The sequence below is a fragment of the Pseudomonas sp. TWP3-1 genome, assembly GCF_049896625.1.
Classification (GTDB): domain Bacteria; phylum Pseudomonadota; class Gammaproteobacteria; order Pseudomonadales; family Pseudomonadaceae; genus Aquipseudomonas.
This window is the reverse complement of record NZ_JAFCUQ010000031.1, coordinates 1-12,756: the sequence shown is the minus strand read 5'-3', so window position 1 is coordinate 12,756 and position 12,756 is coordinate 1. Positions and strand designations below refer to the sequence as shown.

The window sequence follows — 12,756 nt, the reverse complement described above, 5'->3', positions numbered from 1 at the left end:
AGGCGAGGGTTCAATGACGATGCTGGCGGGTTACCCCGGCATCGAATTGCGCGACGATCTGCTTCCAGCCGGCAGCGGACAGTGCTGCATCAGACAGATCCGGTGGCGTCTGCAGGTCAGTGCTGCGATTGAGCCAGATGTCCGGCGCCGCTTTCGCGTCGGCGCTCAGGCGCATCAGAAACGACCCCGCCACCTTAGGCGCCTGGCTGTGGCCGAAGTAGGCCGAGTCTGCGAGCAGTTGCCAGGCATGCGCGCCACGGCTGACCGAGCTGGCGTCCTGCGCGAACGGGGCGAAACCTTCGTCGGCGAGCGCATTCGGCGTCGGCACCGCCTGTTGTTCTTCACGCAACAAGCGGATTTCGTCGAGGGTCACCCGCAGGTCGGCATAGATGCCTTGCTCGCTGGCGCCGAGGTCGCGACGGGCGTCGAGCTGATGGCTGGACACCGGCTCCGGCTCATGAGACACACCGCGCCACGCGACCACCGAACCGGCCACCGCGAGGATCAGCAGGCACAGCAGCAACACGTAGAGGGTTTCATGGCCGGCACCTGCCGGGCGCACGACTTGAGTGGTGGGTGTGGTCATGGTGCCTCGATATCCGCTTGGTCGATTTCGACCACATGGCCGGGGCCCGCGTCGAACAGCACGTAGAACTCGGCGCCGGGTTTCTTGAAAGTCAGCGTGGAGTCAGCGCCAAGCTTGCCTGGCACGAGAATGGTTTCGTCATAGCCGATTACGTCCAGGGTCACCCCCGGTGCACCGCTGCCGTCGGAGAAACCGCCGGTGCATTTGATCTGTTCGGCATCAACCGCTTTGCATTCACACATCGGGTTATGCGCGAGGGCGTTGGCGCTGAAGCCCGCGCAGAGCACCAGCAATACAGTGCTCAAACGCAGGCGGAGAGGGCGGTGAGCAATGCTCATGGTTTGGCTCCTTGTTTGTTCAGCCAGTCAACGGTGGCGGGGGAGGCCTGGCTCAGGGGAATCGAGGCCTGATGCATGCTGCCGTCCCAGCCTTCCATGGTGATCCACAGCTCGGCGTCGGCTTTGGTTTTTTCCGGCACCGGCATCTGCGTTCCCATGCGGTATGGCGTGCCGAAGAAGATCGAACCGGCGGCACGCAGGCTGCGTGGCTTGCCGATGCGCAGGTAAGTGGCCTTGACGTGATCGACGCAGGCATCGCACAGAGCGGCGCTGAAGTCCTTCATGTAACCGGCGGGGCCGCTGAGCAGCGGTGCATCTTTGCGCAGTTCCGCCAGGCGCAGGCTCCACGGCCCGACCTGGATTTCGCCGATTTCCCGCTCGCCCAAGCCGACGTCGCCGCGAAACAGTGAAGCATCGGCGAAGTATTTGGGCATGAAACCGAGCGGGATCAGCAGCAAAAAGACATTCAGATGGAAGCGCCATTTGCGCCAGAGTCGGCTTAGGCGCGAAGGTGCTGGCGTCGCTTTGGTCTGGCTCACGGGCGGGCCTCCGAAGTTTCATGCCGGGCGGCCGTGCGACTGGCGTGCGTACGGTTTTTCTTGTCCTCACGCTTGAGCGCGTTGAGTGTCGCCAGAGCAGTGCGCTTGCTCCAGATCAGCAGGCCGCTAAGGACCATCATGCTCAGCAGGAGACCGAAGAAAAACCACACCAGCTTGATCCATATCCCACCGAAATCGCCGGTGTGCAGGGGGCGCATGGATTCAGTCACAAACTCGAGGGCCGAGCGATCGGACAACAGGCGCGAGGCAGCAATGTCACCGTTGTATGGATTAAGCGTGGCGGTCTGGAACATCAGCGGATACCAACCGCGGCCGCCGACGCTCATGTGGCTGTAGGCATTGCCCGGCAGACTGACAAAGCTGGCTTCGAGGCTGGGGATTCGCTGTCGGGCGATTTCGACCGCCGAGTCCAGGCTGATCAGGGGCGGTGGCGTGCCATCGGCGGAAATCGGCACACTTTCGCGGGACATTGCCGGAATGATTGGCTCACTGGAAATGGAAATCTGGTTGTCGAACAGCAGGGCACGAATCAGGAACCACACACCGGTGATGGAAATCACCGCGATGAACCAGATGGACCAGATCCCGCTGAGCCGGTGAAAGTCGCCCCAGAAAATCCGCGCGCCGTGGCGAATACGCAACGTCGGGCGAAAAAAGCCTTTCCAGAAACGCTTGTAGACCACCAGACCGGTTACCAGTGAAGCAAGCATCGGCACACCGAGGAATGACACCAGATACCAGCCCCAACTGAAACCGTTGGTAAACGGCACCAGCCACCAGCCGTGCAGCGCGCGGGTAAACGCCTTGAAGTTGAAATCGGGCGCCGCACCCTGGATGACGCCGGTATACGGATTGACGTACACCGTCAGCGAGCGCCCGTCGGGATAGCTGACTTCAACATCGAGGGCGAAATGCGATTCGTCCGGCCGGCTGATGCTTTGCACCAGGGTTTGTGGTTCGGCCTGTTTTATCGCGGCGAGAATCTGGTCATAACTGAGCAGCGGCGCGTCATCCGACGGTTGGCTGGCTCGCATCTGCGGGTTGGCCAGCCAGACGATTTCCTGGCTGACCACCGCCAAAGTGCCAGTGACACACACGATCAGCACAAAAAACCAGATCGGTAATGCCAGCCAGCTGTGCACCAGGAACCACAGTTTGGAGCGGGATTTCTTCGACATGTCTGAACGTCTTGATTCAATGGGAGGAGTCGGTACTACGGGCTTCGCAGCACAGGAGTCCCTGAAAGTCCGGCCGTGGCTGTTGCCGACGCGGCCGATCCGCATCTCTATAAGACGGATGAGCGAAGCAAATCCTGATGAGGGATATGAAAGTAAATGTTTCGCGATCGCAATCTCACTATCGTGGACGGCGCAAATACGTAAGTGGTGCGGGGCAAATCGAAACTGGCGGCGTCGCCGCCAGTACTGACGCAGAACGATCAGCCTTGCTTGAACATCTCCTGTGCCCGCTGCTCGATCTGCTCCTGGGTCAGATCTTCTTTGCGCGTGGCGAGAAACCACAGATGTCCGTACGGATCTTTCAAAGTCCCGCTGCGGTCGCCATAAAATTGATCCTTGGGTTCAGAAACCTCGGTGGCTCCAGCGTCCAGAGCTCTCTGAAAGGATTTGTCGACATCGGTCACATATAGATGCAAGCCGACCGAGACTGAACTGTCGGGGTTGCTCAGCGGCCCCTGATCGCAGGGCGATCCGAGCATGATCGCGCTGTCGCCGATGCGCAGTTCGGCATGGCCAATGCCGCCGTCGGGCATCGTCAGGCGCATCACTTCAGTCGCACCGAAGGCTTGCTTATAAAAGTCGATGGCTTCGGCTGCCTTGTGGATGCCGAGATACGGGGTAATGCTGTGATACCCCTCGGGAATGGGTTTGACGCTCATGACGTTTCTCCCTGTGATTATTGTGGGATGAGGGTGGAGCTGAACCGGGTTTCCGGTCGGTTCACTATAGATCCAGCCTCGCACCACAATCGGGCAACCGACGAGCAACCACTTCGACCTCAGACCGGCTTGTCGAGAAAATGCGCCCCCGGGCCTTGCTCGCCGAGCACATCGCCCTGATTGCGCAGCGGACAGGCCTCCATCGACAGACAGCCGCAGCCGATGCAGCCATTCAGTCGATCACGCAGCACCATCAATTGGTTGATGCGATCATCGAGTTCCCGGCTCCATTGCTCGGACAACACCTTCCAGTCCGCCGCGGTCGGTGCGCGGTTGTCTGGCAACTGCTGCAACGCCTGGCCAATCTCCGCCAGCGGAATTCCCAGCCGCTGCGCGACTTTGATCAACGCCACCCGCCGCAACACTTCCCGTGGATAGCGCCGCTGGTTACCGGCATTGCGCTGGCTCTTGATCAAACCTTTGCTTTCATAAAAGTGCAGGGCGGTGACCGCGACGCCGCTGCGCGCCGCAACTTCGCCGACGCTGAGCTGCTTTTGCAGGTTTTCCGGGGTGATCATTGGAAAATGTCTCTTGACCTTGACTTAACTAGAGGTTTTACCCTGCACGCCTTCGAGTCGCAAGATTCGTCTTACAGATTAGCGGGGGCTTTCATGCAAGCATTGGCGAAAAACAGCAGCTTTACCCAATTGATCGAGTTCGAGATCGAACCAAGGCAACAACCGGCGCTGGTGTCTGCGCTGTCGATCCAGACCGAACGTCTGGCTCAGCGCTACGCCGGTTTCGTCAGCGCCAGCGTTCAGGCGAGCGACGATGGCCGACGGGTGCTGAGCTTTCTGCAATGGCAATCGCGCGAAGCGGGGGAGGCGGCGTTCGAGGGTTTCGAAACCGGCGAGCAGGATTTCTGGCAACTGATCCGCGCGCATCACGCCAGAACCGTGACCTTCGGTTCATTTCAGGTGCTAAGCAGCATCGCGCGCAATCAGGACGACGGTCTGCATTGCCAACTGGTCGGCTAGACGAGAACTGGAGCGACGTTCCTGAATCCTGATAGCCACTATTGAGAGCGTTGATTTCTGCGCAAGCGGGCGCGGGCGTAGCCTTGCTCCATCGACTAACGCTGCTCGCCAGGACGCTCCCATGAATCATTTACTGACTGTTTCGCTAATGCTCGCTGTCTCCGTTCTCGCCGGATGTGCGAGTCACGTTTCCCCGGAATTGCGCCCTTATTCGGCGGAGGAATCCCGCGAACTGGCGCTGGAAACGCTGAATCGTCGCGGCCTCTCTTTCGAGGAATACCACGCGAAAAAAGCCGAATTGCTCGGCCAGCCGCAGAAGGTTTTTGGTTTCGACAACAACGGTGAAATGAGCGCCGAGCGTGCCGTACAGCTGCACGGTCGTCCCAGCTGATCAGCAACTGTACTGCTCGAATTTTTCCGCAACTGTCCGTGGGTTTGCGCCGTCTCGTGCGATAGGGTCATTACCTGAATGACCCCGACGGATTGCCTGCCATGACCCTCTCGCTTGATCTGCTGCTGGGCTTTGCCCTGTTTGCCCTTGTCACCTCGATTACACCGGGGCCGAACAACACCATGTTGCTGGCATCGGGCGTGAACTTCGGCTTTAACCGCACCATCCCGCACATGCTCGGCATTACCTGCGGCTTCTTCGTATTGGTGGTGGCGGTGGGCTTTGGGCTCGGCGCGGTGTTCCAGACTTATCCGCTTCTCTATACCGTGCTGCGTTATGTCGGTGCGGCATATTTGCTGTACCTGGCGTGGAAAATCGCCCACTCGGGGCCAGTCAACGACAGCGAAAAGGGCGATGCCAAGCCGATCAGCTATCTGAGTGCGGCGGCGTTTCAATGGGTCAATCCCAAAGCGTGGATCATGGCCATCGGTGCCATCAGTACCTACACGCCGATGCAGGGTTATTTCACTAACGTGGTGGTGATCGCCGCCGTATTCGCCATCATCAATCTGCCGAGCGTCGGCGTCTGGGCGGCGTGCGGCACGCTGCTGCGCAATGTGCTCAAGGATCGCCGCTGGTTGCGCGTGTTCAACTGGGGTATGGCGGCGTTGCTGGTGATTTCGCTGTATCCGTTACTTCTCGAAAGCTTTAGCTGACGCATTGCTTCAACCGCCGGCCCGATGCCTGTTAAAGTCGCGTTCAGGAGCGTTCCTACGCACTTTTAAATGAAGTTGTCCTTCTTTAACGGCATCCGATCAGGTATTGATGACGCTCTCGAACCCGGGCGCAGCTCATGAGGCTGTGCTTTGCCGTTTGCAGACACGAGCCTCCTGATCCCGGAACACGCTCTGCGAGTCTTTTTATGAACCAACGTCCGCTGTATTTCGATTACGCCGCCACCACTCCGGTCGACGAGCGGGTCATCCAGGTGATGATCGAGTGTCTTGGCTTCAACGCCAATTTCGGCAACCCGGCATCCAGCTCCCACGCGTTCGGCCAGCAGGCCCGGCAAACGGTCGAGCACGCCCGGCGGCAAGTCGCTGAACTGGTCGGCGCTCAAGCTGAACAGATCGTCTGGACGTCCGGTGCCACTGAATCCAACAACCTCGCCCTCAAAGGTGTGGCGCAGGCGCGAGGTGTGTCCGGCGGGCACATCATCACCAGCCAGATCGAACACAAAGCCATCCTCGATACCGCCCGGCAATTGCAGGACGCCGGCATCGCCGTGACCTATCTGGTACCGGATGCCGAGGGTCTGATCACTGCGCAAGCGGTCAGCGAAGCCATGCGCGAGGACACGTTTATGGTGTCGCTGATGCTGGTCAATAATGAACTCGGCACGCTCAACGATATTCAGGCCATCGGCGAAGTGGTGCGTGGGCGTGAGGCGCTGTTTCATGTTGATGCGGCGCAGGGGGCTGGCAAGGTTGCGATTGATCTGGCGCAGTGGCCAGTGGATCTGATGTCGTTCTCGGCGCACAAACTCTACGGCCCCAAAGGCATCGGCGCGCTCTACGTCGGCCCGCGCGCGCAGCAACGTTTGCAGGCGCAGATTCATGGTGGCGGTCACGAGGGCGGGTTGCGCTCCGGTACGTTGGCGACGCATCAGATCGCAGCGATGGGCGCAGCGTTTGCCCTGGCCGGTGCCGAGTTTGATCAAGAGAAGACCACCATCGTCGCGTTGCGCGAACGTCTGCTCGAGCAGCTTTTGCGCCTGCCGGGTGTGCGCCTCAACGGCAGCTCGACTCAGCGTATTCCACACACCTTGAGCCTGACCTTCAGCGAAGGTGAATTCAATTCGGCGGCGCTGAGCCATTCGATTGCATTCTCCGCAACCTCGGCCTGCAATTCGGCGAGCAATGCGCCGTCCCACGTGTTGTTGGCGCTGGGGCATGACGCGCATCTGGCCGGCCGCACCATCCGCCTGAGCCTCGGCCGTTTCACCACCGCCGAAGATATCGATAAGGCCATTCAACTGATTAAAACCGCCTGCACCAGTGCTCCGGCATTCTGGGCGACCGGGCTGTAACGCGCCGATTTTGCACGGCACCGAACAATAACGAAAAAGTGATTAGCAGGAGACACGATGAGTATCCAGACCCTGACCGAAGGATCGGTTCCCCAGCGCTTGGCGCAAACCCGCGAAGCGATGCGTCGCGAAGGCATTCATGCGCTGCTGGTGCCTTCCGCCGACCCGCACCTGTCGGAATACCTGCCGGGTTACTGGCAGGGCCGCCAATGGTTGTCGGGTTTTCATGGTTCGGTCGGTACTTTGATTGTCACCCCCGATTTCGCCGGTGTCTGGGCTGACAGCCGTTATTGGGAACAGGCGACAAAGGAACTCAACGGCAGCGGCATCGAACTGGTCAAGCTGCAACCGGGTCAGCCGAGCCCGCTGGACTGGCTGGCCGAGCAAACCCCGGAAGGTGGGGTGGTCGCGGTCGATGGCGCGGTCATGGCCGTGGCTTCGGCGCGCACCTTGAGCGGCAAACTGGAAGCGCGGGGCGCAAGTCTGCGCACTGATACCGACTTGCTCAAGCAAGTCTGGAGCGACCGTCCGAGCTTGCCGAACGCGCCGATCTATCAGCATCTTCCGCCACAAGCGACCGTCAGTCGTGGCGCGAAACTCGCGGCATTGCGCGAGACTTTGCAGGAACGCGGTGCTGACTGGCACTTCATCGCTACTCTCGATGACATTGCCTGGCTGTTTAACCTGCGCGGCGGCGATGTGTCGTTCAACCCGGTGTTCGTTTCTTTTGCACTGATCAGTCAGCAGCAAGCCACGTTGTTCGTGGCGCTCAGCAAAGTCGATGCGCAATTGCGCGCGGTGCTGGAGCAGGACGGCGTGACGCTGCGCGATTACAGCGAAGTGGCTGACGCCTTACGTGCGATTCCGGCCGGTGCGAGTCTGCTGGTGGACCCTGCGCGCGTCACTTCCGGTTTATTGGAAAGCCTCGATAGCAGCGTGAAACTCGTCGAAGGACTCAATCCGACCACGTTGGCCAAATCGCAAAAAAGCCAGGCCGATGCCGCGCATATCCGTAAGGCGATGGAGCAGGACGGCGCTGCTCTGTGCGAGTTCTTCACCTGGCTGGATTCGGCGTGGGGCAACGAAAGAATCACCGAACTGACCATCGACGAAAAACTCACTGCTGCACGTGAGCGTCGTCCGGATTACGTGTCGCTGAGTTTCAACACGATTGCTGCGTTTAATGCTAACGGCGCAATGCCGCATTACCACGCCACCGAGGAAGAGCACGCGGTGATCGAGGGTGACGGCTTGCTGCTGATCGACTCCGGCGGTCAGTATCTGTGCGGCACTACCGACATCACGCGCATGGTGCCGGTGGGTACGCCGACCGCTGAGCAGAAACGTGATTGCACACGCGTGTTGAAAGGCGTGATCGCATTGTCCCGCGCGCAGTTTCCGAAAGGCATTCTGTCACCGCTGCTCGACGCCATTGCGCGCGCGCCGATCTGGGCCGAAAGTGTGGATTACGGTCATGGCACCGGTCATGGCGTCGGTTATTTCCTCAATGTTCACGAAGGCCCGCAGGTGATTGCCTATCAGGCGGCTGCGGCGCCGCAAACGGCGATGCAGTTGGGGATGATCACTTCGATCGAGCCGGGTACTTACCGTCCGGGTCGCTGGGGCGTGCGTATCGAGAACCTGGCAATGAACGTTGCCGCTGGCAGCAGTGAATTTGGTGAGTTCCTCAAGTTCGAAACTCTGACCTTGTGCCCGATCGACACTCGCTGCCTTGAACCGTCATTGCTGACTCAGGAAGAGAAACAGTGGTTCAACGCTTATCACGCCGAAGTGCGCGAGCGCCTGAGCCCGCTGCTCGACGGAGCGGCGCTGGAGTGGTTGAACGCGCGCACGGTCGCTATCTAATAGCTTGAAGCTCGGGCGCTGCTGTCAGCGCCCGAGCCTTTTGGTTTAGGGCGCTCCCCGTTCAGCGCAGGGCTTGTTCGACGAAATCCAGTCGATCCTGGCCGAAAAACATCTGATTGCCGATAAACATGCTCGGCGCCCCGAAAACACCGCGTTTAATGGCTGTTTCGGTATTTTCCTTGAGTGCGCTTTTGACGGCATCGTCGTTGCTCAGGGCCAGCACTTCTTCAGGGTTGAAGCCGTGTTCGCTCAATACCGCTGCGACGGTCTCCGGGTCATCGAGACTACGGCCGTCGACCCAAAGCGCTTTGAACAGGCAGTCGATGAATGCGAGGAAGCGCTCTGGCTGCCGCAATTGAATGCCGGTGACGGCGCGCATCAGCAGCAACGTATTGATCGGGAAATGCGGATTGAATCTGAGCGGCACGCCGTAGCGTTTGGCGTAACGATCCAGATCCTGAAACATGTAACGGCCCTTGGCTGGAATCATCGCCGGTGAGGCATTGCCGGTGGCTTTGAAAACGCCGCCGAGCAGCATTGGAATGTAGACCAACTGACTGTCGGTGTCGGCGCAGATCTTCGGCAATTGCGTGTAAGCCAGGTAAGTGGCGGGACTGCCGAGATCGAAATAGAACTCTACGGTTTTGCTCATGTTCGCTGCTCTTTTTGTTATGGGAAGGATTACCAGCGTTCGTTCCACGGGCGCAGATCCAGCTCGAACGTCCAGGCGTCCCGTGGCTGGCTGTGCAGATACCAGTAGTTTTCGGCGATGTGTTCAGGGTTGAGAATGCCGTCCTCATCCTTGGTCGCGTATTTCTCGGGAAAACTGTTGCGGATGAAGTCTGTATCGATGGCGCCGTCGACCACTACATGAGCGACGTGGATGTTCAGGGGGCCAAGTTCGCGGGCCATGCTTTGCGCCAAAGCGCGGATGCCATGCTTGGCGCCGGCGAACGCGGCAAATCCCGAAGCGCCGCGCAGGCCGGCGGTGGCACCGGTGAACAGGATGGTGCCGCGATTGCGCGTGACCATGCGTCTGGCCACTTCGCGTGCATTGAGGAAGCCTGAGAAACAGGCCATTTCCCAAATCTTGAAATACTTGCGCGCGGTTTCCTCGAGGATGCTGCAAGGCACGTTGGCGCCTATGTTGAAGACGAACGCTTCGATTGGTCCGATGCGGGTTTCGATGTCTTCGATCAGCGCGATAACGTCTTCTTCCTTGCGTGCATCGCAGGCAAAGCCGTGAGCTTTACCTCCTTCAGCCTCAATCGAGTCCACCAGTGGTTGCAGCTTGTCGGCGCTGCGTCGCGTGACGCATGCCACGAAACCTTCCCTGGCAAACCGCTTGGCGATGGCACCCCCCGTGGCATCCCCCGCACCTACAACCAGTACGACCTTCTTGTTATTCATGGGCAAAACCCCTTTGGTTAACGATCGTTAAGTGAACGAACGTTATGCTAGGATTCGCTCAGCGTCAAGGCAGTCAAATTTGAGGTCATACGTATGCGTTACTCCGCCAGTCACAAGCTGGAAACCAGAGAAAAATTGCTGCAAAGCAGTTCCCTGTCGGCGAAGAAGGCTGGCTTCTCTACGGTAGGCGTTGATGGGCTGATGAAGGCTATCGGGTTGAGTGGTGCAGCGTTCTATAGCCACTTTTCATCGAAGGATGATTTGTTCGCCGCCATTGTCGAGCGTGAGCTGAGCCAGAGTCTTGAACGCCTTGGCGGGCAGGGAGCGCAGGATCGCGAACGGCTGGAGCGTTGTCTGAAAAAGTATTTGAGGATGGCGCATGTCGAGAGCCCTGAGCTGGGCTGTGCGTTACCTGCGCTGGGTGCGGAGATCGCACGTTCGGATGAAGTGGTGCGGGAGCAGGCGGAACTCTGGATTTGTCGGCTGCAGGAGAGTTGGGCGCAGATTCTGCAGAGTGACAGCCTGGCTTGGGCCATCCTGTCGCAGTGTGTCGGCGCCTTGGTGGTTGCGCGAATGCTCGCCACGCCGAAGATTCAGCGCCAGGTGTTGCAGGCCAGTCACGAGGAAATCGGCCGCCAGCTCGCTATTCAACGAGTACCTTAGCGGCCGCAACTTACTTGCAGATGACGATCATGCTGCGGCTGGTGTAACCGGCAGGATTGAGACCAAATGGGTAATCCCCCGGTTCTTCCACCGAGTCACCTGATTTGGCGATGACCTTGTAACCCTTCGGCGCGCAGGAGTTGGCGGCGCGGGCGTAGCACTTGTCCCAAGAGGACGAAAGGCCCGAGCAGTTGATGTGCAGGCCCTTTTTACCATGTTTCACTTTGGGGCTGGAGGTTGCCGCGCAACCCGCAACGGCGAGGATGGCGATCAGTAGCAAAATTCGTTTCATTCCCGTCCTTATGACAGCCTCGAGTCTTGTGCTCGGGTCCGCCTGCATGCGCTCTCGCTTGAAGCGTTTCTGATATCCCTATCCGAAAAAATCCATGTCTGGCATTGGGTTGCGAGGCTAAACATGGCCTAAATGCGCGCCAATTGCCAGACCTTCGTCAAATCCTGTTTCAATCCGCCGCAATTGCAGGTTTGGCGCCACTACTCATGGTCAGAGTTGCGCCGACTGAGGCTAGAATAATGCACAGAATGGCCATCCATTGTGACAAGGAAAGGTATTCCTGCAGGAACAGCAGGCCCGACAGTGCACCGAATGCCGGTTCGATACTCATCAGGGTGCCGAATGTTCGCGCGGGCATGCGGGTCAGTGCGACCATCTCCAGTGTGTAGGGCAGGGCGGTGGACAGGATCGCGACGCCAATCGCGATCGGGATCAGAGAGGGTGTCAGTAGAGCGGCGCCAGCGTGGACGATGCCGATGGGAGCAACAAACAGCGCAGCGATCATCACGCCCAGCGCGGCAGTCGTTACGCCATTGTCCGCGCCGGCCTTCTGACCGAACAGAATATACAAGGCCCAGCACACGCCTGCTCCCAGTGCATAGCCGGCGCCGACAAGATCAATACCGGCGCTCGTCGCACCCGTAGGTATGAGCAGTAGAAGTCCTACCGCTGCCAGCGCGATCCAGAGAAAGTCGATCGCTCGCCGGGACGCGTAAATAGCAACTGCCAATGGGCCAGTGAACTCCAGCGCCACGGCGATTCCCAAGGGTACTGTGCGCAATGACATATAGAAGAGGAAGTTCATGCCACCCAACGCCATTCCGTAGACGATCACCGTGCGCAGGGATTTCGCGGTGAGCTTGGCTCTCCAGGGTCTGAGCAATATCAGCATGATCACGCTGGCGAAGATCAGCCGTAGAGTAGTGGTGCCCTGGGCGCCAATGATGGGGAACATACTTTTGGCCAGAGAGGCACCGGACTGGATTGATGCCATCGCTATTAATAGCAGGCCGACCGGGAACAGAATCGAGGCAAGGCTGCGTGGGTGGTCATTCATGGAATGGCGTCATCCGAGGTGAGGCAGTGGAAAGTGTTGTTTTATGGTGTTGGGCAATATAGTGCGCATTCGAGCTGGAGACGTCTATATATAAGCAGTGTTTTACGCGCGCTGATAGAAAACTAAATTAGGGGTTGACGGCAGATTTCAGAAGTCTATAATTCGCCCACTTCCGGCGCAGTCGAAACGGAAAACTCCTTGAGATTCAATGAGTTGCGTAGGTTTCGGCAGTGTAGGGCTTCAGTTTATCGAAGTTGGGAAGTAGCTGAAAAAGAGGTGTTGACAGCAGCGTGTAACGCTGTAGAATTCGCCTCCCGCTGACGAGAGATCGGAAGCGCAAGTGGTTGAAGTGGTTGAAGAATTCTTCGAAAACTTCTGAAAATAATCACTTGACAGCAAATGAGGCTGCTGTAGAATGCGCGCCTCGGTTGAGACGAAAGATCTTAACCAGCCGCTCTTTAACAACTGAATCAAGCAATTCGTGTGGGTGCTTGTGGAGTCAGACTGATAGTCAACAAGATTATCAGCATCACAAGTTACTCCGCGAGAAATCAAAGATGTAACCAACGA

The 12,756-nt window shown here is 58.6% G+C and carries 16 protein-coding genes; 6 read left to right on the top strand and 10 right to left on the bottom strand.

The features are described 5' to 3' along the window. Positions 1-10: 10 nt before the first annotated feature. The 6 genes from ACP7BN_RS26895 to soxR form a co-directional block, all read right to left on the bottom strand. Complete coding sequence (locus ACP7BN_RS26895; RefSeq protein WP_426206829.1) at positions 11-586, bottom strand: DUF6162 family protein; 576 nt, start codon at positions 584-586, stop codon at positions 11-13. Then, positions 583-924 (bottom strand): hypothetical protein, encoded by a 342-nt coding sequence (locus ACP7BN_RS26890; protein ID WP_426206828.1) that lies wholly within the window; start codon positions 922-924, stop codon positions 583-585. The genes ACP7BN_RS26895 and ACP7BN_RS26890 overlap by 4 nt, the downstream gene beginning before the upstream one ends. Next, on the bottom strand, positions 921-1,463 hold the full coding sequence (locus tag ACP7BN_RS26885) for a thiamine pyrophosphate-binding protein (RefSeq protein WP_426206827.1): 543 nt from the start codon (positions 1,461-1,463) through the stop codon (positions 921-923). The genes ACP7BN_RS26890 and ACP7BN_RS26885 overlap by 4 nt, the downstream gene beginning before the upstream one ends. Then, positions 1,460-2,662 (bottom strand): PepSY-associated TM helix domain-containing protein, encoded by a 1,203-nt coding sequence (locus tag ACP7BN_RS26880; RefSeq protein WP_426206825.1) that lies wholly within the window; start codon positions 2,660-2,662, stop codon positions 1,460-1,462. Before ACP7BN_RS26880 ends, ACP7BN_RS26885 begins: the two co-directional genes overlap by 4 nt. 260 nt (positions 2,663-2,922) lie before the next feature. After that, the gene (locus tag ACP7BN_RS26875; protein WP_426206823.1) at positions 2,923-3,381 is read right to left on the bottom strand and encodes a VOC family protein; all 459 of its coding nucleotides are present in this window, start codon (positions 3,379-3,381) and stop codon (positions 2,923-2,925) included. A gap of 119 nt (positions 3,382-3,500) precedes the next feature. Beyond that, complete coding sequence (gene soxR, locus ACP7BN_RS26870) at positions 3,501-3,959, bottom strand: redox-sensitive transcriptional activator SoxR (protein ID WP_426206822.1); 459 nt, start codon at positions 3,957-3,959, stop codon at positions 3,501-3,503. A 93-nt stretch (positions 3,960-4,052) separates the two neighbouring features. On the opposite strand from soxR, the gene ACP7BN_RS26865 reads away from it, so the two are divergent. The 5 genes from ACP7BN_RS26865 to ACP7BN_RS26845 all read left to right on the top strand — a co-directional run bounded on the left by ACP7BN_RS26865 (position 4,053) and on the right by ACP7BN_RS26845 (position 8,764). Further along, positions 4,053-4,418: an antibiotic biosynthesis monooxygenase gene (locus ACP7BN_RS26865; RefSeq protein WP_426206821.1), complete on the top strand. Its 366-nt coding sequence runs from the start codon at positions 4,053-4,055 to the stop codon at positions 4,416-4,418. Between the two features lie 121 nt (positions 4,419-4,539). Beyond that, positions 4,540-4,809, top strand: a complete 270-nt coding sequence (locus tag ACP7BN_RS26860) for a hypothetical protein (RefSeq protein WP_420650542.1) — start codon at positions 4,540-4,542, stop codon at positions 4,807-4,809. A gap of 101 nt (positions 4,810-4,910) precedes the next feature. Further along, positions 4,911-5,525 (top strand): LysE family translocator, encoded by a 615-nt coding sequence (locus ACP7BN_RS26855; protein ID WP_426206819.1) that lies wholly within the window; start codon positions 4,911-4,913, stop codon positions 5,523-5,525. Between the two features lie 206 nt (positions 5,526-5,731). Next, entirely contained in the window at positions 5,732-6,898 is a 1,167-nt protein-coding gene (locus ACP7BN_RS26850; protein ID WP_426206818.1) for an aminotransferase class V-fold PLP-dependent enzyme, read from the top strand. Positions 6,899-6,955: 57 nt separating this feature from the next. Next, complete coding sequence (locus ACP7BN_RS26845) at positions 6,956-8,764, top strand: aminopeptidase P family protein (RefSeq protein ID WP_426206817.1); 1,809 nt, start codon at positions 6,956-6,958, stop codon at positions 8,762-8,764. Positions 8,765-8,825: 61 nt separating this feature from the next. On the opposite strand, the gene ACP7BN_RS26840 is transcribed toward ACP7BN_RS26845, so the two are convergent. Together ACP7BN_RS26840 and ACP7BN_RS26835 are read right to left on the bottom strand one after the other, a co-directional pair. After that, the gene (locus ACP7BN_RS26840) at positions 8,826-9,416 is read right to left on the bottom strand and encodes a 2-hydroxychromene-2-carboxylate isomerase (protein ID WP_426206816.1); all 591 of its coding nucleotides are present in this window, start codon (positions 9,414-9,416) and stop codon (positions 8,826-8,828) included. Between the two features lie 29 nt (positions 9,417-9,445). Then, positions 9,446-10,174 carry an SDR family oxidoreductase gene (locus ACP7BN_RS26835; RefSeq protein WP_426206815.1) on the bottom strand — a complete coding sequence of 243 codons (729 nt, stop codon included), beginning with the start codon at positions 10,172-10,174 and terminating at the stop codon, positions 9,446-9,448. A 93-nt stretch (positions 10,175-10,267) separates the two neighbouring features. On the opposite strand from ACP7BN_RS26835, the gene ACP7BN_RS26830 reads away from it, so the two are divergent. Next, the gene (locus tag ACP7BN_RS26830) at positions 10,268-10,837 is read left to right on the top strand and encodes a TetR/AcrR family transcriptional regulator (RefSeq protein WP_426206814.1); all 570 of its coding nucleotides are present in this window, start codon (positions 10,268-10,270) and stop codon (positions 10,835-10,837) included. A gap of 10 nt (positions 10,838-10,847) precedes the next feature. Here ACP7BN_RS26830 and ACP7BN_RS26825 read toward each other — a convergent pair whose 3' ends face one another. After that, positions 10,848-11,129, bottom strand: coding sequence for a hypothetical protein (locus tag ACP7BN_RS26825; RefSeq protein WP_426206813.1), 282 nt, complete (start codon positions 11,127-11,129; stop codon positions 10,848-10,850). A gap of 169 nt (positions 11,130-11,298) precedes the next feature. Beyond that, positions 11,299-12,186, bottom strand: a complete 888-nt coding sequence (gene rhtA, locus ACP7BN_RS26820) for a threonine/homoserine exporter RhtA (protein ID WP_426206812.1) — start codon at positions 12,184-12,186, stop codon at positions 11,299-11,301. Between the last annotated feature and the right edge of the window lie 570 nt (positions 12,187-12,756).

Coding starts and splice junctions, on each gene's coding strand:
- ACP7BN_RS26845 (WP_426206817.1), top strand. CDS start 6,956: ATGAGTATCCAGACCCTGACCGAAGGATCGGTTCCCCAGCGCTTGGCG.
- ACP7BN_RS26880 (WP_426206825.1), bottom strand. CDS start 2,662: ATGTCGAAGAAATCCCGCTCCAAACTGTGGTTCCTGGTGCACAGCTGG.
- soxR (WP_426206822.1), bottom strand. CDS start 3,959: ATGATCACCCCGGAAAACCTGCAAAAGCAGCTCAGCGTCGGCGAAGTT.
- ACP7BN_RS26865 (WP_426206821.1), top strand. CDS start 4,053: ATGCAAGCATTGGCGAAAAACAGCAGCTTTACCCAATTGATCGAGTTC.
- ACP7BN_RS26835 (WP_426206815.1), bottom strand. CDS start 10,174: ATGAATAACAAGAAGGTCGTACTGGTTGTAGGTGCGGGGGATGCCACG.
- ACP7BN_RS26830 (WP_426206814.1), top strand. CDS start 10,268: ATGCGTTACTCCGCCAGTCACAAGCTGGAAACCAGAGAAAAATTGCTG.
- ACP7BN_RS26875 (WP_426206823.1), bottom strand. CDS start 3,381: ATGAGCGTCAAACCCATTCCCGAGGGGTATCACAGCATTACCCCGTAT.
- ACP7BN_RS26895 (WP_426206829.1), bottom strand. CDS start 586: ATGACCACACCCACCACTCAAGTCGTGCGCCCGGCAGGTGCCGGCCAT.
- ACP7BN_RS26860 (WP_420650542.1), top strand. CDS start 4,540: ATGAATCATTTACTGACTGTTTCGCTAATGCTCGCTGTCTCCGTTCTC.
- ACP7BN_RS26825 (WP_426206813.1), bottom strand. CDS start 11,129: ATGAAACGAATTTTGCTACTGATCGCCATCCTCGCCGTTGCGGGTTGC.
- ACP7BN_RS26850 (WP_426206818.1), top strand. CDS start 5,732: ATGAACCAACGTCCGCTGTATTTCGATTACGCCGCCACCACTCCGGTC.
- rhtA (WP_426206812.1), bottom strand. CDS start 12,186: ATGAATGACCACCCACGCAGCCTTGCCTCGATTCTGTTCCCGGTCGGC.
- ACP7BN_RS26890 (WP_426206828.1), bottom strand. CDS start 924: ATGAGCATTGCTCACCGCCCTCTCCGCCTGCGTTTGAGCACTGTATTG.
- ACP7BN_RS26855 (WP_426206819.1), top strand. CDS start 4,911: ATGACCCTCTCGCTTGATCTGCTGCTGGGCTTTGCCCTGTTTGCCCTT.
- ACP7BN_RS26840 (WP_426206816.1), bottom strand. CDS start 9,416: ATGAGCAAAACCGTAGAGTTCTATTTCGATCTCGGCAGTCCCGCCACT.